Raw genomic sequence first — 22,705 nt, forward strand, 5'->3', positions numbered from 1 at the left:
AACAAATACGGACATTTCAAAACTATATGCTCGAGAACAAAGTTGGAATGATATTCGGAGTTGCTAACAAGCGGTCGATCGCGTGGGCTTGTGCGTCGGCATGTGCAGCTCAAGGTGCTAAACAAGCGTTCACGTATCAGGGCGAACGTTTGCAGGAAAACGTCGAAAAGCTCGCGGCTGAGCTGCCCGATTCGCTCGTCGTGCCTTGTGATGTTACCGATCAGGCCGAGGTCGACGCCGCATTCGATGCTGTTAAGGCGCGATACGGACGGCTTGATTATTTGGTTCATTCAATCGCGTTTGCCCCAAAGGAAGCACTCGAAGGCGAGTTTGTGACAACGACCCGCGACGCCTTTCGCACGGCTCTCGAGATCAGCGCGTTCTCGCTGACGCAGGTCTCGCTCGCCGCAGCCCCGCTCATGACAAACGGAGGCAGCATCGTGACCATGACCTATTATGGCGCGGAAAAGGTCGTCTCGAACTACAACGTAATGGGCGTCGCAAAGGCGGCTCTCGAGGCATCGGTGCGATATCTCGCCTCCGATCTCGGCAAGCAGAACATACGTGTCAACGCGATCAGTGCCGGACCGATAAATACCCTTTCGGCGCGGGGCGTCAAAAACATGGGCTCGCTTCTCGGCTATGTCGGCGAAAAATCGCCGTTGAAACGCAATGTGACCGCTGCCGAGGTTGGCAACACGGCTCTTTTTCTAGTAAGCGAACTAGCTTCGGGCATCACGGGCGAGACGATATACGTCGATTGCGGTTATAACATCATGGGGATATAACGTCTTCGACACGTTGATCCTGAACGCGATTTTCGATCGCCCCAATTGGAATAATGGCTGAAACTGACAAGACAAAGCCCAGAAGGCTGAAGAACAAGAACAAACCGCCGGAACCGAAGACCGTCGCCGAAGCGAAGAAGCGCGAGGAAGAACCTGGCTACTGGCAAATGACCGACGACGAAATGCTTTTGCGTTCGCCGGAGCCTGAGGACGAACTGAAGACGTCCGATTCGTGGCGTGTATTTCGCATCATGGGCGAGTTTGTCGATGGATTTGACAACCTTGCGACAATAACTCGAGGCGTTTCGATATTCGGATCAGCCCGAACCCGAGAAGACGACGAAATGTACATCGCCGCCCGGGAAACGGCACGACTCCTCGCAGAGGTCGGATTCGAGATCATCACGGGCGGCGGCCCGGGAATTATGGAAGCTGCGAATCGCGGCGCCTTTGAGGCCGGAAAGGTCTCTGTTGGCTGCAATATCCAACTCCCGTTCGAACAGGCCGCAAACCCGTATCAGAACAAGTCGTTGACATTCAAGTATTTCTTTGTCCGGAAGACGATGTTCATCAAATACAGTAACGCCTATATTATTTTCCCTGGCGGGTTCGGAACAATGGATGAACTGTTTGAGGCACTCACCCTAATTCAGACCCGCAAGATCCGCAACTTCCCGGTTGTATTGTTTGGTTCGCAATATTGGCGGGGCCTACTTCAATGGATAACATCGGCGATGCTTAATGAACACAATATATCCCCGGAAGATCTGAATCTGATACACCTGACCGATTCACCCGAGGATGCCTTGGATTTTATCGTGAAGGTCTGCGGAGTAGATACCAAACGCCTGGGCGAGAAGTTACCGTAAATATTTGGTCATCCATTCGAGATATCCGTCAGCCGCGCGTTCTGATCGCACAGCGACGATCTCAGGGATCTCGTAGCTGTGATTCTCGCGGATAAATTTCTCCAGTTCATCGTATTTTTCTTCGAGCGTCTTGATGAGAAGCAGGTGTTCGTCGTCTTTTTGGATCGCCCCATCCCAGACGTAGACTGACGTCATTCGCGGCATCACCTGCACGCACGTGGCCAACCTCGCTTCGACGATCTTTTCGGCAAACGCTTTGCCGACGTCCTCGTTGCTGACCGTTGTCATTACTAAGAGCATTTTGTCAGTAGTAGGCTATTTCTCTTCTGATCAGACGAATTGGCTTTGCCGCTTTCATCTTGAGTTCTTGAAGTTCGTCCGGTTTTGCCTCATGGCCCGTCGCTTTCAACATTAGCTCCAAAAGCCCATCATCCGATTCACTCACAGATGTGCTTTTTATCCAATTTCCATTTGCATCGTATTCGTACGTATAGGCGACGCTGGTGACAGAAGACGGCGATCTGACCGTGTAGACAAGGTAGTTACCCTTTTCATCATACGAGAACGACCAGCTTTTCTTTTTGTCACCTTCGATGTCAAAGAGCGTTTTTGAGATCGGACGGTCACGATCGTCATACTCAAAAACGACCCGGTGTCCACCGAGACACGGACCGAAAGGCGCCGTCGCTTTTTGGCCGTCAATCAGGAAAAAAGCGGCTTCGACCACGTTTCGCCTTTGGTCGTAGGTGAAGATCGTCTTTGCACGCTCGTTCTTCGGATCAAAATACCTCTCTTCGGCCACTATGCCGTTCGACCCCAGAATTCGCACGGTCCTTTCACGAAGAGCACCGCTCGCGTCAAATCTTTGGATCTCGACGGGCTGCAGGCCTTTGAAAGTGAATCGCGACTCTTCTTTTTCAATGCCGTCGGGATCTACAAGCGTCGAGCGATCCAGATTCCCCGCAGCATCGAAAACTCGAAATTGGGTACCAATTTGCTCGCCGAAATCGCTTACTAACTGTCGTTCTACCTCATTGCCGTTAGCGTCATATTTGATCGTCTCGCGCGCACCCGATCTGGGCCCGCTTTCATGAATTACACGAACGGACCTCACCGGGCCTTTCAGATTTGCAGCTTCACGGTCGCTAACGCGTTGAGCCAGGGACGATATGCATAACGATGCAGTGATCAGAATTGCTGTCAGAATCAGGATTCCGAGTCTCATCATTTCGATTTCAGAACTCTTTCGTATTCCCCACCTTCGACCCATTTCAGTATCTCAGCAACGCGCCATATCGGGAAAGGATGCGATAAGCCTGCGTTGATGATATCTGCCCAGAATTTGTCGAGCTTGCTTTGGTCGTAGTTCTTCTGGAATTCGCGAGCCTGTTCCAGAAACAGTTCATAATTGATCTTTGAAGCAAACGTGCCGCCGGCGAGCTTCATCATCGTTCGCCCGACCACATGCGGATCCTGTACAACGAGCAATGCGGCCCGGTCACACGAGAGTTCGGCCCGCCGCATCCACGCCAGGAGGGCGCCTCTCATTGTTGCCGTAAGCAGTTCCTTAAGAATTCCCGCGATCGGAAGCGAAGCAAGCGGGATCGTTGCGATCGCCAGTATTAGTTGGGCCGCGGTCAAATAAAGCACATGCTCAGCATGAATATGGCCAACCTCATGCGCGATGACGGCAAGCGTTTCTTCTTCGTTCAGCCGCTCGATCAGCGCCGAATGCAGTACGATGATCGGTTTTTCAACACCGCCAGTGAATGCGTTGACGATCGGGTTTTGCTGGATATAGAGATCCGGCATTGGGACTCCGAGCGTTGTACATGCGATCTGCAGTTTTGCATGAAGGTCAGGGCACTGCTGCGGCGTCACCTTAACGGCGCTTGCCATGAAGGTAACCCTGATAGCCGATTCCCCCGTCACTTCAAGCAGCTTTTTCAAGGCGGTATCAATGCCGGGAATCGCCCGTAGGGCAGCAAGAGCCTTACTGTCTGCTGGATGAATATAATCGTGCTTTCCTAGATCGGCGAACTTCTTGTGCGGCTCGTTTGATAGCGGAAGCTTACATTTCCCACAGTTCGCTGTATTGTTCTTATAACCTTCTTTGACCGAGTTCCTTTGACCGCAGTATCTGCATCTAACAAACAGACTTTTTGTCACCGCGGTTGATTCACTCTCGCCTTCGCTTTTTTTCTTTGCCATAGATAGAGTTTAGTTCACGCCTTTCGTAATCTTCAAACTTGTAACATAACTGAATCTAACGCCGAAAAGCCCAGAAGTGTTTCGCTTACGTACGTGAAAGATGTGCGACCGTCTCGACATGATGGGTTTGCGGGAAAAGGTCGATCGCGGTTATTTTCGCGATCCGATAGCCGCGATCGACAAAGCGCCGTAGGTCACGCGCAAGTATCGACGGTTCGCACGCAACGTAAGAGACGCGCTCGGGATCGAGATCGATCAAATTTTGGATCGTTTCCTTTTCCGTACCGGCTCGAGGCGGATCGAGTAGTACAAAGTCAGGCTTCGGAGCTTCCCCCGACGCCAGATAGTCGCGTACGCTTGCCGCATAAAAGTCCAGGTTTGCGGCATTCGCGGCCTCAGCATTGCGATTTGCCATTTCAACTGCGGCCTCATTGTCCTCAACCCCGATCACACTCTTAAAACGCCGTGCTAACGGCAGCGAAAATAGCCCGACACCTGAATAAAGGTCGAGAGCAATTTCGCCTTTCGAATCACCGATGGCGATCTCGACAAGCGTGTCGATCAGATATCGATTACCCTGAAAGAACGATCTCGCTGAGAAATTGTACCTTTCATGCTCGGTCCTGAAGGTTATCTCGTTCGTCGGTTCGAGCAATTCCGGAGAAAAAACGGATATCTCGCTGCTGCTGCCGCACGCCGCATCGATCTGGGCCTTTTCTCCCGAAAAGCTGCTCCATCTCATTGATATCCTGAAGCGTTCGAGCTGGGCTTGGAGTTCGGGAACAAGAACACGGCACCGTTCAATATCGATCAGATCGCGTGAATTACGGCGGAAATAGCCGATCCGGCGCCCGCGTGGATCTACATGCCATTGCGCTCGCAGTCGATATTCAAATTCGGCAGGACTGGGAATAATGACGATTTCGTCCTGATGGTCGATCTTGCCAATTCGGGAGATGCAGTCGCGTATCATCGCGACCTTAGTTCTAAGCTGGGCGGAGTAGTTAAGATGTTGAAAATCGCACCCGCCGCAGTTGCCGAAATACTCACACGGTGGATCGACCCTATCGCCACTTGGCTCGACGATCTCTTCGATCTCAGCAAATCCGGTTTTTCCTTTGATCTCGGTCAGTACAACGCGAAGCGTGTCGCCGGCGGCCGCCAACGCGACAAATACCGTTAGGCCATCGGCGAATGCAAGACCAAGGCCGCGCGGGACTATCTTTTCGATCTTAACGGTCAACTGATCGCCGATCGTGTATTTTCTGCTCAAGCAACGTTCTCTACTTCGATCTCGATACCGCCCACCATCCCGGCGAAAATGTTGTAAATTAGAGCCCCGATCAAACCACTGATAAAGGCGACGATCGTATAAATGATCGGGATCGCGACGATTGCCACAATACCGCCAACTATACCGGCGCCGCCTACCGCCAAGGCTTCGCTGCCTTTGCCCAGACTTGCCCCAAAGAGTGAGAATCCGATTATGAATAATCCATAAGGAACCGCGAACAGCAGGCTGATCACAAACGCCATCGCAGCGTACATTTTTGCGACAGAAAGCGGGCCGAGTTTCTTTATCCTGAGTTTGTTCATTGAGTTCGCTCCGTAGGGTGAGTTTTTGCGCACCTATTGTTTAGCACAAAATCAGGTCAAAACAAACTTCCACCGATTTTGGCTTTCGCTTGCTTACTTTAGTTCAAAATTGCTGTTCACGAGGATCTTTCGCATTTCCTGCAGGTCTTCATCCCTAGTGTACGTGAGCGTGAATATGACCGCCAGCCCCTTTATCACGGTCGCATACATCCGCTTTTTCCCGGCATCAGACGACGTGTCCAGAAAGGCGAACTGTTTCCGGCCGAGCCGCTCGGCCTGAGTTTCCGAATATTTGAAATCGGCGGGAAGCTTCATTCTCGTGAACTGGCTCCTCATCAGATCAAAATAATCGACGGCGTCCTTTACGGCTGGAACCAGGTGGAGCTCTTCTACCGCGATCCGCAAGATAGCATTGTCGTGCGAACCGGGCGTCGAACGATATGCGGTGACGAGTATGCTCACGCGTTCAAGTGCCCTTTCGATCTGGATCCGGCTGGCTCGATCGACAGTTTCAGGCGGTTTCAAACCGAGATCGATACCTTGGGATCGGGTATATTCGTCGAAATCGTCGCCGGGTATATGCCAGCTATCCGGAAATACGATCTCGAATCCGAGATCGCTGTTCCTGTATGTTCGCCCTTCGAGCGCAGAGCGTCGATCGTCGGTCGAAGTACCCGGCTTGATCGGTACAACACTGGGAATCGGCCTCGCGGGTCCATCCGGAGCCTGAGAATACGCGTTGAATGCGAAAGCCGAAACGCAGAAAAAGATCGAAAACAATCTGATCATAGATGAAAAAGGCTCAAGCGCGGCACACCCGCTTCGTCCCGAATCCTTTTGAGAAGCATTAAGCGAAACGTCTGTTCGTAGGCCTCAGCATCCATCCCGCTCTTATAGCCTCTGAGTTGAGCCGTGGTTTCTCGCTCTAAGCTTTTTAGATGCGCTTTATCGAAATTGGATAGCAACGATCGATCAAGAAAATGCTCGATGTCGCTCAGCGATCTGTCAACGGCCTCGAAATTATCGGTGACGGTGTTCCGCAATCCTTCGAGGCGGAGGCATGCACGATCGATATCCTCCTGCAATTTTTCGATCTTGCATGACCGAAGTTTCTCGACCGCGGTTCGGATGTGTTCGTCCACTCGTTCCTTGGTAAAAGATGGGTCCGCTACCGGAGCACATTCATCGGTTGACCTGCCGACCTGCGAGGTGAGCCACTCCTGATACTGAGCCTCTACTTCCTCACGGCAATATAGAAGCCCTTTGATCGTTCGTGGCCCGGGATTCTTGTCATATTTGTCGAAGACCGACTCGATCGCACGCAAAACGATATGAAGCGGCACACCGCGCTCTTGCCAGCCCTCGATCATTGCCCAGTCGATAGGACTCAATAAGAGGTGCTTTCCGCGGCGGCGGATAAATGCATCTTCGATCTCAGTGAAGTAATTGTAATAGTTCAACTTGGTACCTTAGAAGAGATTGTTCGTGATAAAGATTCGCTCATCACTATGTTAATCTATCGCCAGTATGGCAGACGAACGGCGAGCAAGATTTGAGACCTCATCAGGGATCGAACTTCCCAACGATTTCAACCCAAGCAATACGAAAGCGGTCGACTACGACACCGATCTCGGCGATCCGGGCCACTATCCATATACCCGCGGAGCTCGGCGAAATATGTATCGCGGCAAGTTTTGGACGATGCGCCAATATGCGGGTTTCGCGACTGCCGAGGAATCGAATGAAAGGTACAAATACTTGCTGTCGCAAGGGACGACCGGGCTGAGCGTAGCATTCGATCTCCCGACTCAGATCGGCCTCGATTCCGACGATGAACTTGCGTTAGGCGAAGTTGGAAAGGTGGGCGTGGCGATCGACAGCATTGAAGACATGCTCCGGCTACTCGACGGCATCCCGCTCGATCGTGTTTCGACGTCGATGACCATCAACGCGACAGCCTCGATACTGCTGTGCCTTTACCTTGCGGTCGCCCGAAAGCAGGGCGTTACGTTCGACAAGGTCACCGGCACGATTCAGAACGACATTCTCAAAGAGTATATTGCCCGCGGCACATATATTTATCCGCCCGCACCGAGCATGCGGTTGATAACCGACACATTCGCCTTTTGCGCGGCCGAAGTGCCAAATTGGAACACAATATCGATCTCCGGCTATCATATTCGCGAGGCCGGCTCGACCGCCGCACAGGAGCTTGCTTTTACGCTTGCAGACGGGATCTGCTACGTTCAGGCCGCGATCGATGTCGGCCTCGACGTCGATCAGTTCGCTCCGCGGCTCTCATTCTTTTTCAATTCTCACAACAATTTGCTGGAAGAGGTTGCAAAGTTTCGTGCCGCACGCAGAATGTGGGCGCGGATCATGCGAGATCGATTCAATGCCAAAGATGCAAGGTCACACGTCCTTCGCTTTCATACACAGACCGCAGGCTCCACACTAACCGCCCAACAGCCTGAGGTGAACGTCGTCCGTACCACCCTTCAAGCCTTGGCTGCGGTGCTTGGCGGCACACAGAGCCTTCACACAAATTCGATGGACGAGGCACTCGGACTTCCGACCGAGTCTGCCGCACGAATCGCTCTCCGGACGCAACAGGTTATTGCCTTTGAATCAGGGGTAGCAGATATCGTCGACCCCTTTGCCGGCAGCTATGCGATCGAGGAGCTCACCACCCAACTCGAGACTCAAGCGAACGAATACATCGGGAAGATCGATGCGATGGGAGGAATGTTGCGAGCGATCGAAACGGGTTACGTGCAGCGTGAGATACAGGATGCCGCGTACGACTTTCAACGGGCGGTTGAGACCAATGACGCTGTAGTCGTCGGCGTCAACAAATTCCGTTTAGACGAAGGTTCCTCGATCCCCGTGTTATCGATAGATCCGAAGATCGAGCGCGACCAGGTAGCGCGGCTCGGAGCGCTTCGCGATCGGCGTGATCAATCGACGGTCACTCGATCGCTTGCCCGCCTTCAAGAAGCCGCTAACGGCACCGAAAATCTCATGCCACTGATACTCGAAGCGGTCGAGAACTACGCCACGGTTGGCGAGATAAGTCGTTGTCTGCGAGGGGTTTGGGGTGAATTTCGCGAGGCTGTGACCTTTTGACTTTTATGCTGACACCTTTACGGATAGTGTGTTAAGATTTTATCAGGCTTTCCCGCCACTCGGAATTCGTCTCCGGCAGCCCGCCAACAACGACCAAGCGTCGCCCCCCTAAGTCATGGAACAACTCAACGATTTCCTTCAGTCCCTTATTTCAACATCGAGCTATGAGCTCCATTTGGAACCAAACAAAGTGCCCTACTTAGTATCCGCAGGCGGTCAATCTGACGTGGCGAGCGATCCGCTCCAAGGCACTCAGATTAGCATGATGGTCTTTCCATTGATCCCGATGGATATAAAGAACGAACTGCCTAACAAACCTGAGATCCAGTTCGTACATCCGCACAATCTTGGCAAGTTCAGCTTCACCGTCCAGAAATCGCCCGCCGGGTTCAATGTCACGGTTCGGCCATTGCTTGGCGAGGAACTGCCTGATTCTACGTCGACCGAGACCAAGGAAGTACCGGAAATTCAAAACAACGATCATCTGAGGACGAGTGAACCCCAGACATTTGTCATAAATAGCGAGCCGAATGTTGTGGCGAACGAAGGCAACCTTGAAACCTCTGCGGCAAAGGAGCTTCCTGAAATCGAGATCATTTCTGCGAACGACCCGCAGTTTGCAACGGTCTTCTCCGAAACCGCCACTTATGAACCGCCCGGGCGTCGAGACGATTTTGCACGCGAGGAAATTGTCGAACCAGCCAAGGAGTATGTACCCGAGAATTTCCAAAGCGAGCCCGTTGTCGAACAGCCAACACATGTGGAACCTGTCACACTGGATCGGCGATCTGGTGACCGACGGCGTGCAAACACAGTGATGCAAGCTCGAATGGATGTTCTCTTTCATCGAATGGCCGAGGTCGGTGCATCGGATCTTCATCTTTCTGTCAGCATGCCGCCGATGATCCGAAAAGACGGCAAGGTGCAGCGCCTCGATTGCGACGAAGCGATCCTTACACCGGACGTGATGCGTGAACTGCTGCTTTCGATCATGCCGCTGAAGAATCAAGAGGAATTCGACGTCCGGCGCGACACCGATTTCGCATATGAGATCGCCGATCTCGCTCGATTCAGATGCAACGTTTTTATGGATCGGAAAGGGATGGGCGCAGTTTTCAGAATAATTCCGGCAAAAATGACTACTGCCGAACAGCTCGGACTTTCAGACGCGATACTCAATCTCTGCGATCTCTCAAAAGGCCTCGTCGTAGTCACCGGCCCAACAGGTTCGGGTAAATCGACTACGCTCTGCGCAATGGTCAATCACATCAATATGCAGCGTGAAGACCATATAATAACTATCGAAGACCCGATTGAGTTTGTTCACGAAAATATCAAGTGCCTGGTAAATCAACGTGAGGTACACAACCACACAAGCTCGTTCAAAGACGCATTGCGTGCAGCGTTACGCGAAGATCCGGATATCCTTCTGGTCGGCGAAATGCGCGATCTCGAGACGATCTCTATAGCGATCGAGACCGCCGAGACCGGACACCTCGTTTTCGGCACATTGCATACTACAACAGCAGCGTCGACGGTTGACCGCATCATCGATCAATTTCCGGCTGATCGGCAACAGCAGATCCGCGTCATGCTTTCCGAATCTCTCAAAGGTGTGATCGCTCAGACACTTTTACCGAAGATCGGCGGCGGTCGCGTTGCGGCGCTTGAAGTCCTGATCGTAACGCCTGCGATCAGCAATTTGATCAGAGAAGGCAAGACGTTTCAGATCCCTTCTGCAATGCAGACCGGTAAGAACCATGGAATGGTGATGTTGAATGATGCCTTGTTCGACCTGGTGCAAAAGAAGATGGTCGAACCGCGTGATGCGTACATAAAGGCGGTAGATAAAACAAACTTCGAAACAATGCTAACGCGAGGCGGTTTCAGCATATAGTGGGTTATCTGGCCGGTCCGCGCTGAAAGAATCTTGAATTTATTGCAACTCTTCGTCCGCTTTCGGTCTGAATGAAGCTCTTTCCGTCGCTGACGTTGACGTTATTCGCGGTGAGCGTGGTACCGGTCGCGCGCTGAAACTCTGATATCGCGCGATTAAGATAGGTCTGCGCCAACAGTTCGCGCCCGCGGGCAGAGATCAGTTCGTTCTGTCGCTGCAGCACGAGGTAAAAGGTCGTTGTCCCCGCACGAAATTGCCGCTGTTCGCTTTCGGAAAGCTGCTCGGCCGCCGCCCTGGCGGAAGTTGCCGAAGACAATCTCGCCTCTGCAGACCGAAGCGCCTGCAGCGAGTTTCTGACCTCAGCTTCGATGATCTGTTCTGCCTGATCGCGAGTGTTCTTGATTCGCCTTTCTTCGACGAGAGTTCTGCCGAGGTTCGCCTTTGCAGTTGTATTGCCCCAAGGCAATGTGACCGTCACACCGATGCGATAGGTCGGATAGTCTTGTGCAAACAGGTTTCCTAGCGAGCTCAAATATCCGCCCACGAGATTTGGCGGCACGCGGCTATTACCCGAGGAATCAAAGGCCGCCGGGGTCTCGGTTCCCGCGAGGCCCTGCGAAGTGTAGATACCGACAAGGTCTATCTGCGGCTTCGTCTGATTCCGATAGTAGGTTTGGTCGATCTTATTGATCTCGGCCGTAGTCGTTAGTTGAATGAGTTCGGGCCGATTCTTTAGTGCTTCTGCAACCGCCACCTCGAGCCCGACCCGCGGGGCTTCCAGACTTATCGGCGAAACGGGTGTAATGGCCCTTGACCAAGTTTCCGAGGCCCTATCGCTCAACATCAGCGTCTTGAGGTGATTCTCGGCACGAGTCACTTCTTCCTGCGCAGCAAAGACATTCAGCTCGAACGTCGAGATCTGTGCTGTTGCAGCAACGATATCGATCGGTGCAAGAACCCCCTGTGCGACAAGCCTCTGGTTGCTTTCGAGCTGAGTGCGGGCCTGCCTGACGGCATCTAGCTGCACCTGCATGTTTCGAAGTGCAAATGCTAAATTCCAGTAGGCTTGTTCGACCGAGGCAATGACCTCGATCGCCCGCTGTCGAAACTGAGAGTCCGAAATACTAAGGTTTTTCTTCGCGATCTCGATCGAGCGCCGATTGGCATCTGTACTCCGATTGCGAAGCAGTGGCTGCGTGTACGAAAAACTAAGGACCGAAGGGAACTGCGGGTTAAGAAATGAGTTCGTATTGCTCGTTGTGAACCGTGTCGAATCGAATCTTGCTGAATAAACGCCGCCAAACCAAGGCGAAAACCCCGTTAAACCCGCAGACCCGAAGTAACGGGTCTGCGTAACAGCACCGTTGACCGCACCTCCGATAAGCGAGGCTGTCGGTGTTGTAAGACTCTCGTAGTAGCTTTGGGCATCAATAAGCGGATCAAATACGCCGCGGGCACCTCTCAGGTTAAACTCGGCGATCTCTACGTTATTTCGCGAAGCGTCGACGTCATTATTGTTATCCAATGCGAGCCTGATCGCCTCGTCAAGAGTAAGCGGCAACTGATCTAGAACATTTACGCCGACCCGATCTGGCGAGGGCATACCCTTGACCGGAGCCTCGAAATTCGGTGCGACCGGCGGCGGATCTGCCGGCATGGTCGATGGTGGAGCGGTCTCAATCGATATCGGAGTCGGTTTTGTGATCGGTGTCGAAGTTGGGGCGGGCGTTGGCACAACCGCCTGCGCATTAACGCCAATTAGAAACAGCAGGTTAAGGCCGGCCGCGGCCACGCCACGATAAAACCATTTGCCGCAATTACTTAAGACCGTCCTATTCGACATCAAACTAATTCCCTTGCGTCGCATCTGCCGCTCCATTTGGCTCCGAAACGCCTGGACTCTTAGATTCGCGCTTCGATCGAAATATCGATTCCCTGATCGCTGACAAATTCCCTCCGATCCGACGCATGATCGTCGATTCGGAAGCATCATCAAACAGCGAGTAGAATACCGGAACCGCCAACAGCGTCAAAAGTAGGCACAGCGACTGGCCGCCAACTACGAGAATACCGATGGAACGGTTTGTTGCAGCACCTGCTCCTGTGCCGAGCGTCAGCGGTATCATGCCGGCAACCAGGGCCAGGGTCGTCATTAATATTGGGCGCAATCGATCACGGTTCGCCTGGATAATCGCATCATAGCGATTCAGCCCTTTTGCTCTGAGCGTATTGGTGTGGTCTATCTGGAGAATGGCGTTCTTCTTGACGATCCCAAACAATAGCAATATCCCAAGTGCGGAGAAAATGTTCAGGGTCTGCCCTGCGAGAGCTGTCGAAAGCAAAGCGAAAGGGACAGCGAGCGGCAGGGTCAAGAGGATCGTGACGGGATGTATGAACGATTCGAACTGCGCCGCGAGGATGAGGTACATGAAAACGAAAGACAGGAGGAAAGCGTACATAAAGGACTCATACGCCTTCTGGAGCTCCTTTGATTGACCTGTCACACCCGTGACGTACTGGGGCGGCATCTGAAGTTCCCGGGCATACTGCTCGATCTTGGCGAGTGCATCAGACTCCGAGGCGTTTGGCGGCAGTCCCGCAGAGACCGTTACTTGCCGTTGGCGATTTAGGCGATTGATCGAGGAGGGGGCAAGTGCTTCCTCAAGCTTGACCACCCGCTCGAGCCCGATAATTCCGCCATTGGAAGAAGCCACAGAAAAATACTTGAAATTGGTGCGATCACGACGAAAGGGTTCATCAGCCCTGACGACCACATCGTATTGCTGCGATCCCTCGCTGTAAGTCGATACGATCTGGCCTGCCGAAAGTATGTTCAACGCTTGGGCCACGTCTCCTGCCCTGACTCCGAGGTCGGCGGCACGCGTGCGGTCGATCACCACGCGTATCTCGGGAGTACCGATCTCGACCGAATTGTCGGGATCCCTGAATATCGGATCCTGCTTCATCCGTTCCACAAGTGTGTTCGCATATTCAGTTAGCCGATCCATATCCGGGCCGGCTATATATAACCCGACAGATGAACCTCCCCGACCGAGACCTATACTTCCGGCGATCGACGATGAGGCCGACACACTGACCTGATAGTCCTTAGATGAGTACTTTCTTGCGATCGCGCGTGTTTGGTTGATCAGATCAGCCTGCGATTTCTCGCGTTCCGAGACCGGCAGCAGAGCGACGTTGATGAAACCATTGTTCGGCCCAGAACCCCGACCGAAACCTGCAAGTACCAGAGTGTTCTTTACACCCGGAACCTCGGCTCGAATGTCCCTGGCGATCCGATCGAGGATCGACTGGGTCGCCGAAAGCGACGTTCCCTGAGGTCCGCGAAGATTCACCTGAAAAAGCGATTCGTCTTCGTCCGGAAGGAATGCCATTCCGACAAATTTATATAACGGATAGATCGACACCACCGTCGCGATACAGATCAAAACAACTACCCATCTATAACGCATCGAGAGCCGCAGCATGAAAGTGTAAAAACCGTCGATCTTTTGATAGAACCATCCATCCTTGCTTTCATGGCCATTTGAACCTGGCGTCGAATGGTCCGTCTCGTTACCCGAATCTATCTCGTCGCCGTTCGATTGCCACGAGCCGGGTTCAACTGCCTCGGGTTCACCTTTCGATCGCCGTTCCACGGGCTTCTTCTTTTTGATCCAGCGCGCGGCGAGCATTGGCGTAAGTGTGAACGAGACGATCAGCGAAACCGCAATTGCGGCTGCGGCGGTCAGTCCGAAAGAAGACATGAACCGACCGACGATCCCGCTCATGAAACCGACGGGTATGAAAACCGCGAGCAGGGAAAGCGTGGTCGCAAGAACCGCAAGACCGATCTCCCGAGTTCCTTCGATCGCCGCTTGAAACGGATCCATTCCCTTTTCTTCAACAAATCGATAAATATTCTCGAGAACGACGATGGCATCATCGATCACGATCCCGACCATCAGGGTGAGGGCCAGCATCGTCATTTGATTCAACGAATAACCGAACGCCGCGATCGCGGCGAATGCGGCAATGATCGAAACCGGAATAGCAAGAGCGGATATGATCGTCGACCGAAAATTCCATAGGAATAGAAATACGATTATGGCCGCAAACAAACCGCCAAGCACGAGATGTTCTTCAATCGCGGTGAGAGAATTCTGAATGAACTCCGATTGATCACGAATGATGGCCACCTTCATGTCGGAGGGAAGATTTGGGATTATCTCCTCCATACGTGATTTCACGTTATTGATGACCGCTATCGTATTCGCGCCGGCTTGCTTGCGGACACCAACTGAAACAGACTGGACGCCATCCAACGAGGCTGCGGAACTCGGTTCGCCGCCTGTTTTCTCAACGTACCCAATATCCTTGATCTTGATCGGAAATCCGTTGCGGGTCGTGATCACGATGTCGTTGAACTGCTCGACCTCGGTCAACTTGCTCATCGTTCGAACACCCAGCGTTCGTTGTCCCTCGACCAAGTTTCCACCAGGCAATTCCTGGTTCTGCGAACGTATTGCAGCCGAAACATCGGTCACCGCAAGTTCAAACGCTCGGAGCCGATCAGGATTTACGCTAATGCGAATCTGAGGCGTTCGTGATCCCCACATGAAGACCTCGCCGACTCCGTCAGCTGACTCGATCCGCTTCTGTATAAGCACTTCGACCAGTTCGGTAAGTTCCATCACGCCGCGCGGAGCGCTGACGGTATACATCAATATCGGCTGAGAATCGGGGTCAGATTTTTGGGCAACAGGTGGATCGGCGGTTTCCGGTAAACGGTTGACGACAGTGCTCAACTTCTGCTGAATCTCTTGATAGGCGACGTCCGGATCTTTTTCAAGGTTGAAGGTGAGTGTTACATTCGAGCTTCCGCGGGACGAACTCGAGCGCATTTCTTCGACACCAGGCACCGTGTTGAGCGCTCCCTCGATCACGTCGGTGATCTCGCTTTCGATCTCTTCGGGCGATGCACCCGGATTACCAACGCGCACTGAAATAGTCGGAAGATCGATCTTGGGAAAGCGATCGACCCCGAGCGTAAAGAAGCTAAAGCCTCCCACGACCGTTAGGAACAAGACGATTACGGTTGCGAATACCGGCCTGTGAACACAAATTTCAGCTAACCACTGCATAAAACCTCATGGCAAAAGATCGGCGAGGAATCTAGGACGAGACTCTCGCACCTTCGAAGAGTAGGTCGAGATTGCTCGTTGCTACCGTTTCGTCGGCGTTTAGACCCGACAATATCTGAACGCTGTCACCTTCTTCTGTTCCAAGTTGGATCACTCTCAATTTTGCGACACCATCGACGATGACGAATGCCCGATATGATTGTGTGGGCTGATGATTGAAGACCGCCGCTTTCGGAACGAATGTCCCGGTCGTCCCACCATCTTTGTTGATCCTCGCAGTAGCGAACATGCCGGGACGCAAAGAATTATCGCTATTCTCGATCGAGGCCTCGACGATCGCTGCCCGCGAAGCCGCGTCGATCGCTGGATTTATCGCCGTGACGACCCCCGAAAATCTGCGGTCGCGATAGGCATCGACCTCGAGCGAAACTCCACGACCGAGAGTGACCGTCGGAACATCGGCCTCTGCGACCTGTATTTGTATCTTGATCGGGTTTGTTCTAAGCAAGGTAGCTAGAACCGTTGCAGTCGAAACAAATTCACCTACAGCTACCTGGCGCTCGCTTATAAAACCTGGAAACGGTGCCTTGATGACAGTGTCGGCCACGGCCTGTTCGGCGATCTGTACGCTTGTGCGTGCTGCTTCAACAGATGCTTCGGCGCTTCGAATCTGTTGATTCGATTGACGCGCGGTATTAACAGCAGCATCAAGCTGTTCCTTAGCAGAATTCGCACGCGCCCGCGCCGTGTCGCGCATAAGCCGATACTGTTCGTAGGTGATCATCGCGACGTCGCCGCTTTCGACCAATTCGCGATATCTTCGTTCATTCGTTTCGGCCTGCCGAAGTTCGGCTTGCAGCAGTTCGTAGTTCGCATTCGCTGCCCTGACCTCCGGGATAGCCGAAGCATTGAACGAGGCACTCGGTGAAAGGCCCAGCCGAGCTTCTGCTTGCCTTACAGCAGCGACTGCCTGCTTTACACTTGCCTGAGCAGCCGCGAGTTGGAGTCTCGCGTCGCGGTCGTCGATCTTTGCGATAACGGTCCCGGTCGAAACGAACTGGCCGACATTGACAGCGATGTTTGAAACCTTTCCGGCAACTTTTGGGGCTATATTTGAAACCTCGTCCGCGACCAGACTGCCTGTGGCCTGAATAAATGCTGGCACCTGCCGAGCCTCAACCTTCGCCACAGTGACCGTAACCGGAGCTTCTGCGTTAGTGCTGTTCGAGTTCGAAACAGGCACCTCAGCGGATTTTGTGGTTCCGCACCCGGTTGCGATAAACCCGACAGCGACTGCCCCAAGCGATAAGAGGCAGGCACGAAAAGGCGATTTGATTCCTCGTAACATAGAGTTCAAAATATAAATTCAATTTTATACTACGAGTCGTCGTGCGTTAAGGTTGCTATTGTAAATTTTTGTAAATGCTATAGTTACGTTTCGCCCGATAACGCCGATCGGATTTGCACAATTCGCAATTTTTGATTAAAGATTGAGAAAAACTGACTTTCAGGGGTAATCGATGATCGAAGAAATCTCAGCTACACGATTGAAGGAACGAATGGATGCGGGCGAGGATCTGCAATTGATTGACGTACGTCAGCCCGACGAATTTGCGTTTGCCAGAATAGCCGGTTCGAAACTCATACCACTTGGGGACATTTTAAGCCGGATCTCAGAACTCGACCCAACCCGAGAGGTCATAATTCATTGCAAGATGGGCGCACGAAGTGCACGAGCGATCGAAGCTCTGAAGGCGGCCGGATTTACTGGTGAAATGAAGAACTTGCGTGGCGGCATAACCGCGTGGTCGAATGAGGTTGATCCGAAGGTCCCAAAGTATTGATTTGATCTTCGCTCAGTTCGGTACTATTTTCCGGTAGCGGTTTCGTCGATACCTTCAGAGCGCAGGTTGTCACTGACGTCCGTTATTGACATCCCCTCGGTAGCATACGTCCTACATGCGATCACCGCCTTCGACTTTTCGCCGTTTCTGACCCAAACCTGGCAGTTGAGGCAGTCACCATTCCAGCAAAGATCCGCATGCGAGACGAACTCCATATCAAGATACTGCAGACACCGAAGTATCGTGTTTCTGTCTGGAACTCTTTCGACCGAACCGCATATTTCAACGTCGATCAAACGGTCATACGGCTCAAACATTTCATCGTTCTGCATAGATTCCGTCACGAAATTTGCACAAAAATTGCGGAACTTGGAACTTGAAGCTAACTTCGGTAGACTAGTTTATCGAAAGGAGCCGAGATCGACAATGTCTTTAGTAATTTATGTAAAACCGGGTTGTCCTTATTGCCAGCAAGCCCGCGACCATTACAATTCATTGGGTGTTGAATTCACCGAGTATGACGCTCAAAACGACATTGCCCGACAGCGAGAGATGCTCGAGATATCGGGCGGCGATCTCGTAGTTCCGTGTATTGTCGAAAATGGAGAATATGTTGCTTCTGGGTGGGGCGATCCGCCTCGCGGCTGAACGATCGTGCCTTCCTGATCGGCAGTTTGCCGGTTAACGCACATTCGCAGTTTCGATTTTGGATAAATGACCCCAGAGCTTAAACTGTTCTAAAGGTCAGATAAAAGCGTTCGAGGGAGATGGTCAACTTTTTGATTGTATCCCGAGAGCGCAGCCCATATGATTGGTTCTCAAATTAACCAATACAAGATCCTGGAGAAGATCGGCTCGGGCGGACAAGGGACGGTTTATAAGGCTCTCGATACGAAGCTCAACCGTACCGCCGTCATCAAAATTCTCCCACCGGAATTAACAGCAAAAACGGCAAACTTCAAACGATTCGAGCGCGAAGCCCAACTGTGTTCACAGCTGGATCATGCCAATATCTGCACGATCTATGATTTCCACGAGGCGAATGGGGTTTTCTACATCGCCATGCAATACGTCGACGGAAAGAACGTAAGACAGCTCGTAGGCGGTAGACCGTTGGAGTTAAAGAGCGCACTTTCGATCGCGATCCAGGTAACCGATGCCCTCGCTTATGCACACTCGAAGAACATAATTCATCGCGACATCAAAGCTGGCAACATTATGGTAACCGAAAGCGGCCAGGCAAAGATTCTGGATTTCGGATTGGCAAAATTGCTAGAGGATGAGCACGAAGAGCAGACCCGCGGTCTAGACAAGACCGAGATCACCGAATTAGGTATCCCATACGGAACGGCGACCTATGCGGCGCCAGAACAAGCCCGCGGTGAACGTGCCGACGCTCGCTCTGACATCTTCTCGACCGGTGTGCTGCTTTATGAAATGCTGACCGGCATATGGGCATTTCAAGGAAAGACGGTTATCGACGTGCGCCATCAGGTGTTGTACGGCACTCCTAAACCGATCGCCGAAATGCGTCGCGACCCGGTTCCACCTCAACTTCAGACGATAGTCGACAAGGCTCTGGCGAAAGAACCTAAAGGCCGCTATCAAAAGATCTCTCAGATGCGCGATGATCTGCGAGCAGTGCTGCAGGAGATTTCGGGGGCTCCGTTAATGCAGAGCGATACCGTGATCCCTAGCCACGTTGATAGCGGTGTTTTCAAACGGGCCTTGAATTGGTTCACTGGTAAGTCAGCACCCGAGAATTCGACCAGCCGACCGGGTTCCGCATCCAACCCGCCTTCATTCATCCCGGAATTGAGTATAACTGCTACATCCACCGGTACCGAAAAGAAAAGTGTCGCGATCTTGCCGTTCAAAAACCTCGGACAGGAAGAAAGTGCAAACTTTTATGAATTTGCGCTTGCGGACGCAATAATTACCGAGCTCGCTCAATTGCGTTCTCTTATAGTTAGGCCAAGTTCCGTGATCGCTAAATACCAGGGCAAGGATGTTGACCCGCGTGAAGCCGGCCGAGAACAGCGTGTCAATGCTGTTCTGTCGGCGGGATTTCTGCGGGGCGGCGACAAAATGCGTGTTACCGCTCAGCTTATCGACGTCTTGACGGGCGACATTTTATGGAGTGACCGGATAGACGCTGAGGGAAATGACATCTTATCGCTACAGGATGGGATCGCTCAGCGAATTCTCGAAGGACTGCGACTCGAACTATCAGATAACGAACAGGAAATGCTCGGCCGGCGCATGACCGAGAACCACGAAGCTTGGGAAGAGTACTTACGTGGCCGCGATAATTTTGGACGGTTCATATTCCGAACTCTTTCAGCGGACGATTGTGATTCGGCGATCCATAACTTCAAGAAAGCCGTCGAATACGACAGTCATTTTGCACTCGCATACAGCGGCCTCGGAGCTTGCTATGCAAATCGGGTTTTCAAAGGAATGGGCGAGGCTAACGATTATACCCTTGCGGAGGCGGCGTTCAGTAAGGCCTTTTTCTACGATCCGAATGTGGTCGAGGCCCGCGTTCTAATGGTCATGATCTACATGGCGCGTGGCGAGAAGAAAAAAGCTCGCGCCGAGATCGAATTACTGCAAAAACAATTTCCGAACGAAGCACCTCTCTATTTTGTCAAGGGGGTCATACATCGGCTTTCGGGCGAGTATGACGAGTCGCTGAAGGCATTCGAAAAGTTATCGAGGCTTGATCCTGCGGCCCGAGCGGTTTCGGCTTATAACCGTGCTCGGATCTTTATTTACAAACGTGAGTACGACCGCGCAATTGCCGAGCTCGAAAAAGGCGAAAAAGCCGAACCCGACCACCCGATGCTTAAGATCTTCAGGTCTGGGACATATTATTACCGAGGTGACGTCGAGGATGCCATCAAACTTATCAGCGAAGTGCTCGCTGACAACCCGCGAATGGACGGCATCAGACCGTTGTACGCAATGTATCTCGCGGGAGCCGGCCGTCGGGATGAAGCTCTGGCACAACTCACCGACGACGCCCTTTCTGTGTCAAAGGCCGACCACGATATGGCATACTGGGTGGCCTCGTCATATGCACTGCTCGGAGACAAAGACCTTGCATTAAAGTGGTTCAACAAAGCAATAAAGCTCGGAAATGAGAATAAGCCTCATTTCGAGCTTGATAAAAGTCTCGATTCGATCCGCGATGATCCGCGATTTGCCGAAGCAATGGCGAAGATCGGAAATGGGACCTAAACCAACGCCTAGGTCGCCACCTCTTCCTTTTCAAATACGATCATTTCACGAACTCTTCGCTTAAGCGCTTTCTCGAACTGACGAGCCTCATTGATCCCGTCAAACGACAACTGCTGCAGATTTGCCTCGATCCGTTTGCGATAGTCCGAAACAAGCGAGTCTGATACACCAAGCATGTCTGCGACCTCCAACTGTGTTCCACTATCCGAGATGAGGTAACAGTGCCAAAGTACATTGATCATGCGGTCGTATTGCTTGGCCTTTCCACGAACAGACTTATTTAGGTTCTCAAGGAACCCATCGACAAAACTTGCGGCTCCATTCTCGGCCTCGTTGCGGAGAAAATCTTGTTCGGGCGTCTCTCGTAAATCCGGAATCTCAAATGAAACCCGATCGTCGTCGTCGCTATCACCGGAACCACCGACAGGTACGAGATGAATGTCCATGATCGGCAGTCGGGACATTACGAACGAACGAAGCGATCGGACATCAACGGGTGAGTCGATTGCCTTGAACACGCGGATTATCAGTTTCTCAAGCTCGACGTTGCTGATAACGATCTGAGCATCGCCGGTGCAGCCAACCATTCTCGTATCGCGACTGTGAAACGAAACGGCCTTCACGCGCTCGTCCATTTCCTGCACGTCGCGTCGCATTTTTGTTTCCGTCCAGCTTGCGAGACCATAGAGCCTGTCGGCCAGTCGGCGGTGGGCTTCAGGATTTCCGATATTATCGAATCTTTTGAAAGTCGCACTATTTTGAATGAGCGTCGAGATTCTGCGTGCTAACCGGTACGATTCCGGATAGCGTTTACGCAGTTCAGACGTGAGCATGTTCGTAAGCTCGATCTGGCTGATCTCGGCTTCGACCTCGGAATCAGACATTCCGGTCTCTATGTAATGCTGAAAACGGTCTTTGCTGAGAAGGGCGACGAAGAGCTCTTGCGTAAGGTCGGTATAGGCGTTGTATTTACCCTCTTCAACAAGGAATCCGGCCCGTTTGGAAGCCCGAACCAACGGATGTGAGGAAACGATGCGGTGCAATTCGATCCAGATCTGATTTACATCAGAGGCCTGAAGGCTCTCGTTCCATTTGCCAACCTTGATGCGCCTTCCTTGGTGTGAGACCGGTACACGCTCTTGTTGATTGAGTGAGTTCATATTTGACCTTGAATCTTTTTTAATGCCGGCCTAACCTCATTGGTTCGAGGGTTTCGCTTTTTCGCTGCAAAAGGTTTGGTGGGGACCGATTCCTACAACAGAGCGGTTGAAGTACTAACACGAGCAAACGCGTATTTAGCTTTGGAACTTCTAGTTGGAGCTTTTTTGAACACTAACCGCTGAGCAACGCAGTCAAATTGGCTGGCGGGTTGTGAGCACGAACGCTCTCACGACCGACAATTAAAATACTAACAGCATTCGTGGAAACGAGCAACAGTTTTTTGCAAGTTTACTTCTTGTTTAATCTCTATGCGTAAATGTTGGCCACACGAAGTTTAATCGGATTATCCGGAGATCAGAGCGATCGCGTCGGACCGGTGTCTTGATTCGAAAAGCCCGTTTATGGAAGCGATGTTACATTGCAGATTTAGTTTTAATGTATCAATTTGAAAGGATGGCAGTTTGTTTCACAAACGCCGAAGCACGGTGGTTTCGATTTGCTGACAAAAAGCAAAACAATGGCAAATTTCTGTAAGAACGGGGATTGTCCAACGTCTCAAGAACTGTTGGCATTCCAAAATGGCGATATTTCAGTTGCGGACGGTAAGTGGATCAGGATCCACTTAGTTGGGTGTGAGTTCTGTACAGCTGAAGCAGATTTCTATGATCGGTACCCGCAGGGCGACGAGCAGTCCGACTCGGTTGAATCGCCAGAAATGCCGGCCCCGCTTTACGAGTTAGCCCAGGCACTTATCGGCAAACGGCGGGATATTGCGAACTTCGAGAGGCTTGTTTCTGAAATAAACTCAGATAACAACCAAATCTGA

The 22,705-nt window shown here is 52.0% G+C and carries 20 protein-coding genes; 8 read left to right on the forward strand and 12 right to left on the reverse strand.

From position 1 onward, the window contains the following. Positions 1-26: 26 nt before the first annotated feature. Both IPM28_07360 and IPM28_07365 read left to right on the forward strand, forming a co-directional pair. Positions 27-788, forward strand: a complete 762-nt coding sequence (locus IPM28_07360; protein ID MBK9172811.1) for an enoyl-ACP reductase — start codon at positions 27-29, stop codon at positions 786-788. Between the two features lie 53 nt (positions 789-841). Further along, complete coding sequence (locus tag IPM28_07365) at positions 842-1,657, forward strand: TIGR00730 family Rossman fold protein (protein ID MBK9172812.1); 816 nt, start codon at positions 842-844, stop codon at positions 1,655-1,657. Here the strand turns inward: IPM28_07365 and IPM28_07370 are convergent. The 7 genes from IPM28_07370 to IPM28_07400 form a co-directional block, all read right to left on the reverse strand. After that, a complete protein-coding gene (locus IPM28_07370; protein ID MBK9172813.1) occupies positions 1,649-1,957 on the reverse strand; it encodes a divalent-cation tolerance protein CutA in 309 nt (102 codons plus the stop codon). The two genes, IPM28_07365 and IPM28_07370, sit on opposite strands and share 9 nt — an antisense overlap. A 4-nt stretch (positions 1,958-1,961) precedes the next feature. Further along, positions 1,962-2,885 (reverse strand): hypothetical protein, encoded by a 924-nt coding sequence (locus IPM28_07375; protein ID MBK9172814.1) that lies wholly within the window; start codon positions 2,883-2,885, stop codon positions 1,962-1,964. Then, entirely contained in the window at positions 2,882-3,868 is a 987-nt protein-coding gene (locus IPM28_07380; protein ID MBK9172815.1) for a M48 family metallopeptidase, read from the reverse strand. The genes IPM28_07375 and IPM28_07380 overlap by 4 nt, the downstream gene beginning before the upstream one ends. Before the next feature lie 85 nt (positions 3,869-3,953). Then, entirely contained in the window at positions 3,954-5,141 is a 1,188-nt protein-coding gene (locus tag IPM28_07385) for a class I SAM-dependent RNA methyltransferase (GenBank protein ID MBK9172816.1), read from the reverse strand. After that, a complete protein-coding gene (locus IPM28_07390; protein ID MBK9172817.1) occupies positions 5,138-5,464 on the reverse strand; it encodes a hypothetical protein in 327 nt (108 codons plus the stop codon). Before IPM28_07390 ends, IPM28_07385 begins: the two co-directional genes overlap by 4 nt. Before the next feature lie 93 nt (positions 5,465-5,557). Beyond that, positions 5,558-6,253: a hypothetical protein gene (locus IPM28_07395; protein ID MBK9172818.1), complete on the reverse strand. Its 696-nt coding sequence runs from the start codon at positions 6,251-6,253 to the stop codon at positions 5,558-5,560. Further along, complete coding sequence (locus IPM28_07400) at positions 6,250-6,924, reverse strand: hypothetical protein (protein MBK9172819.1); 675 nt, start codon at positions 6,922-6,924, stop codon at positions 6,250-6,252. Before IPM28_07400 ends, IPM28_07395 begins: the two co-directional genes overlap by 4 nt. Before the next feature lie 67 nt (positions 6,925-6,991). Between IPM28_07400 and IPM28_07405 the strand changes: the two genes are divergently transcribed. Next, positions 6,992-8,590, forward strand: a complete 1,599-nt coding sequence (locus IPM28_07405) for a methylmalonyl-CoA mutase family protein (GenBank protein MBK9172820.1) — start codon at positions 6,992-6,994, stop codon at positions 8,588-8,590. Positions 8,591-9,419: 829 nt separating this feature from the next. After that, a complete protein-coding gene (locus tag IPM28_07410; GenBank protein MBK9172821.1) occupies positions 9,420-10,487 on the forward strand; it encodes a type IV pilus twitching motility protein PilT in 1,068 nt (355 codons plus the stop codon). 4 nt (positions 10,488-10,491) lie between these two features. Here IPM28_07410 and IPM28_07415 read toward each other — a convergent pair whose 3' ends face one another. The 3 genes from IPM28_07415 to IPM28_07425 are packed head-to-tail and all read right to left on the reverse strand — an operon-like array spanning position 10,492 to position 16,979. After that, entirely contained in the window at positions 10,492-12,330 is a 1,839-nt protein-coding gene (locus tag IPM28_07415; GenBank protein MBK9172822.1) for a TolC family protein, read from the reverse strand. A 4-nt stretch (positions 12,331-12,334) separates the two neighbouring features. Beyond that, positions 12,335-15,631, reverse strand: a complete 3,297-nt coding sequence (locus IPM28_07420) for an efflux RND transporter permease subunit (GenBank protein ID MBK9172823.1) — start codon at positions 15,629-15,631, stop codon at positions 12,335-12,337. Between the two features lie 31 nt (positions 15,632-15,662). Continuing rightward, a complete protein-coding gene (locus tag IPM28_07425) occupies positions 15,663-16,979 on the reverse strand; it encodes an efflux RND transporter periplasmic adaptor subunit (protein ID MBK9172824.1) in 1,317 nt (438 codons plus the stop codon). Between the two features lie 172 nt (positions 16,980-17,151). Between IPM28_07425 and IPM28_07430 the strand changes: the two genes are divergently transcribed. After that, complete coding sequence (locus IPM28_07430) at positions 17,152-17,475, forward strand: hypothetical protein (GenBank protein ID MBK9172825.1); 324 nt, start codon at positions 17,152-17,154, stop codon at positions 17,473-17,475. A 23-nt stretch (positions 17,476-17,498) separates the two neighbouring features. Here IPM28_07430 and IPM28_07435 read toward each other — a convergent pair whose 3' ends face one another. Next, on the reverse strand, positions 17,499-17,807 hold the full coding sequence (locus tag IPM28_07435) for a hypothetical protein (GenBank protein ID MBK9172826.1): 309 nt from the start codon (positions 17,805-17,807) through the stop codon (positions 17,499-17,501). A gap of 94 nt (positions 17,808-17,901) precedes the next feature. Here IPM28_07435 and IPM28_07440 point away from each other — a divergent pair, with 94 nt between their 5' ends. After that, positions 17,902-18,123, forward strand: coding sequence for a glutaredoxin (locus IPM28_07440; GenBank protein ID MBK9172827.1), 222 nt, complete (start codon positions 17,902-17,904; stop codon positions 18,121-18,123). A gap of 159 nt (positions 18,124-18,282) precedes the next feature. Continuing rightward, a complete protein-coding gene (locus IPM28_07445) occupies positions 18,283-20,718 on the forward strand; it encodes a protein kinase (protein MBK9172828.1) in 2,436 nt (811 codons plus the stop codon). A gap of 8 nt (positions 20,719-20,726) precedes the next feature. Here IPM28_07445 and IPM28_07450 read toward each other — a convergent pair whose 3' ends face one another. Then, positions 20,727-21,878, reverse strand: a complete 1,152-nt coding sequence (locus IPM28_07450; protein MBK9172829.1) for a hypothetical protein — start codon at positions 21,876-21,878, stop codon at positions 20,727-20,729. 446 nt (positions 21,879-22,324) lie between these two features. Here IPM28_07450 and IPM28_07455 point away from each other — a divergent pair, with 446 nt between their 5' ends. Next, on the forward strand, positions 22,325-22,705 hold the full coding sequence (locus IPM28_07455; protein MBK9172830.1) for a hypothetical protein: 381 nt from the start codon (positions 22,325-22,327) through the stop codon (positions 22,703-22,705).

The sequence above is a fragment of the Chloracidobacterium sp. genome, from assembly GCA_016716305.1.
GTDB lineage: Bacteria > Acidobacteriota > Blastocatellia > Pyrinomonadales > Pyrinomonadaceae > OLB17.

Coding starts and splice junctions, on each gene's coding strand:
- IPM28_07360 (MBK9172811.1), top strand. CDS start 27: ATGCTCGAGAACAAAGTTGGAATGATATTCGGAGTTGCTAACAAGCGG.
- IPM28_07365 (MBK9172812.1), top strand. CDS start 842: ATGGCTGAAACTGACAAGACAAAGCCCAGAAGGCTGAAGAACAAGAAC.
- IPM28_07370 (MBK9172813.1), bottom strand. CDS start 1,957: ATGCTCTTAGTAATGACAACGGTCAGCAACGAGGACGTCGGCAAAGCG.
- IPM28_07375 (MBK9172814.1), bottom strand. CDS start 2,885: ATGATGAGACTCGGAATCCTGATTCTGACAGCAATTCTGATCACTGCA.
- IPM28_07380 (MBK9172815.1), bottom strand. CDS start 3,868: ATGGCAAAGAAAAAAAGCGAAGGCGAGAGTGAATCAACCGCGGTGACA.
- IPM28_07390 (MBK9172817.1), bottom strand. CDS start 5,464: ATGAACAAACTCAGGATAAAGAAACTCGGCCCGCTTTCTGTCGCAAAA.
- IPM28_07395 (MBK9172818.1), bottom strand. CDS start 6,253: ATGATCAGATTGTTTTCGATCTTTTTCTGCGTTTCGGCTTTCGCATTC.
- IPM28_07405 (MBK9172820.1), top strand. CDS start 6,992: ATGGCAGACGAACGGCGAGCAAGATTTGAGACCTCATCAGGGATCGAA.
- IPM28_07410 (MBK9172821.1), top strand. CDS start 9,420: ATGGATGTTCTCTTTCATCGAATGGCCGAGGTCGGTGCATCGGATCTT.
- IPM28_07415 (MBK9172822.1), bottom strand. CDS start 12,330: ATGTCGAATAGGACGGTCTTAAGTAATTGCGGCAAATGGTTTTATCGT.
- IPM28_07420 (MBK9172823.1), bottom strand. CDS start 15,631: ATGCAGTGGTTAGCTGAAATTTGTGTTCACAGGCCGGTATTCGCAACC.
- IPM28_07425 (MBK9172824.1), bottom strand. CDS start 16,979: ATGTTACGAGGAATCAAATCGCCTTTTCGTGCCTGCCTCTTATCGCTT.
- IPM28_07430 (MBK9172825.1), top strand. CDS start 17,152: ATGATCGAAGAAATCTCAGCTACACGATTGAAGGAACGAATGGATGCG.
- IPM28_07435 (MBK9172826.1), bottom strand. CDS start 17,807: ATGCAGAACGATGAAATGTTTGAGCCGTATGACCGTTTGATCGACGTT.
- IPM28_07440 (MBK9172827.1), top strand. CDS start 17,902: ATGTCTTTAGTAATTTATGTAAAACCGGGTTGTCCTTATTGCCAGCAA.
- IPM28_07445 (MBK9172828.1), top strand. CDS start 18,283: ATGATTGGTTCTCAAATTAACCAATACAAGATCCTGGAGAAGATCGGC.
- IPM28_07450 (MBK9172829.1), bottom strand. CDS start 21,878: ATGAACTCACTCAATCAACAAGAGCGTGTACCGGTCTCACACCAAGGA.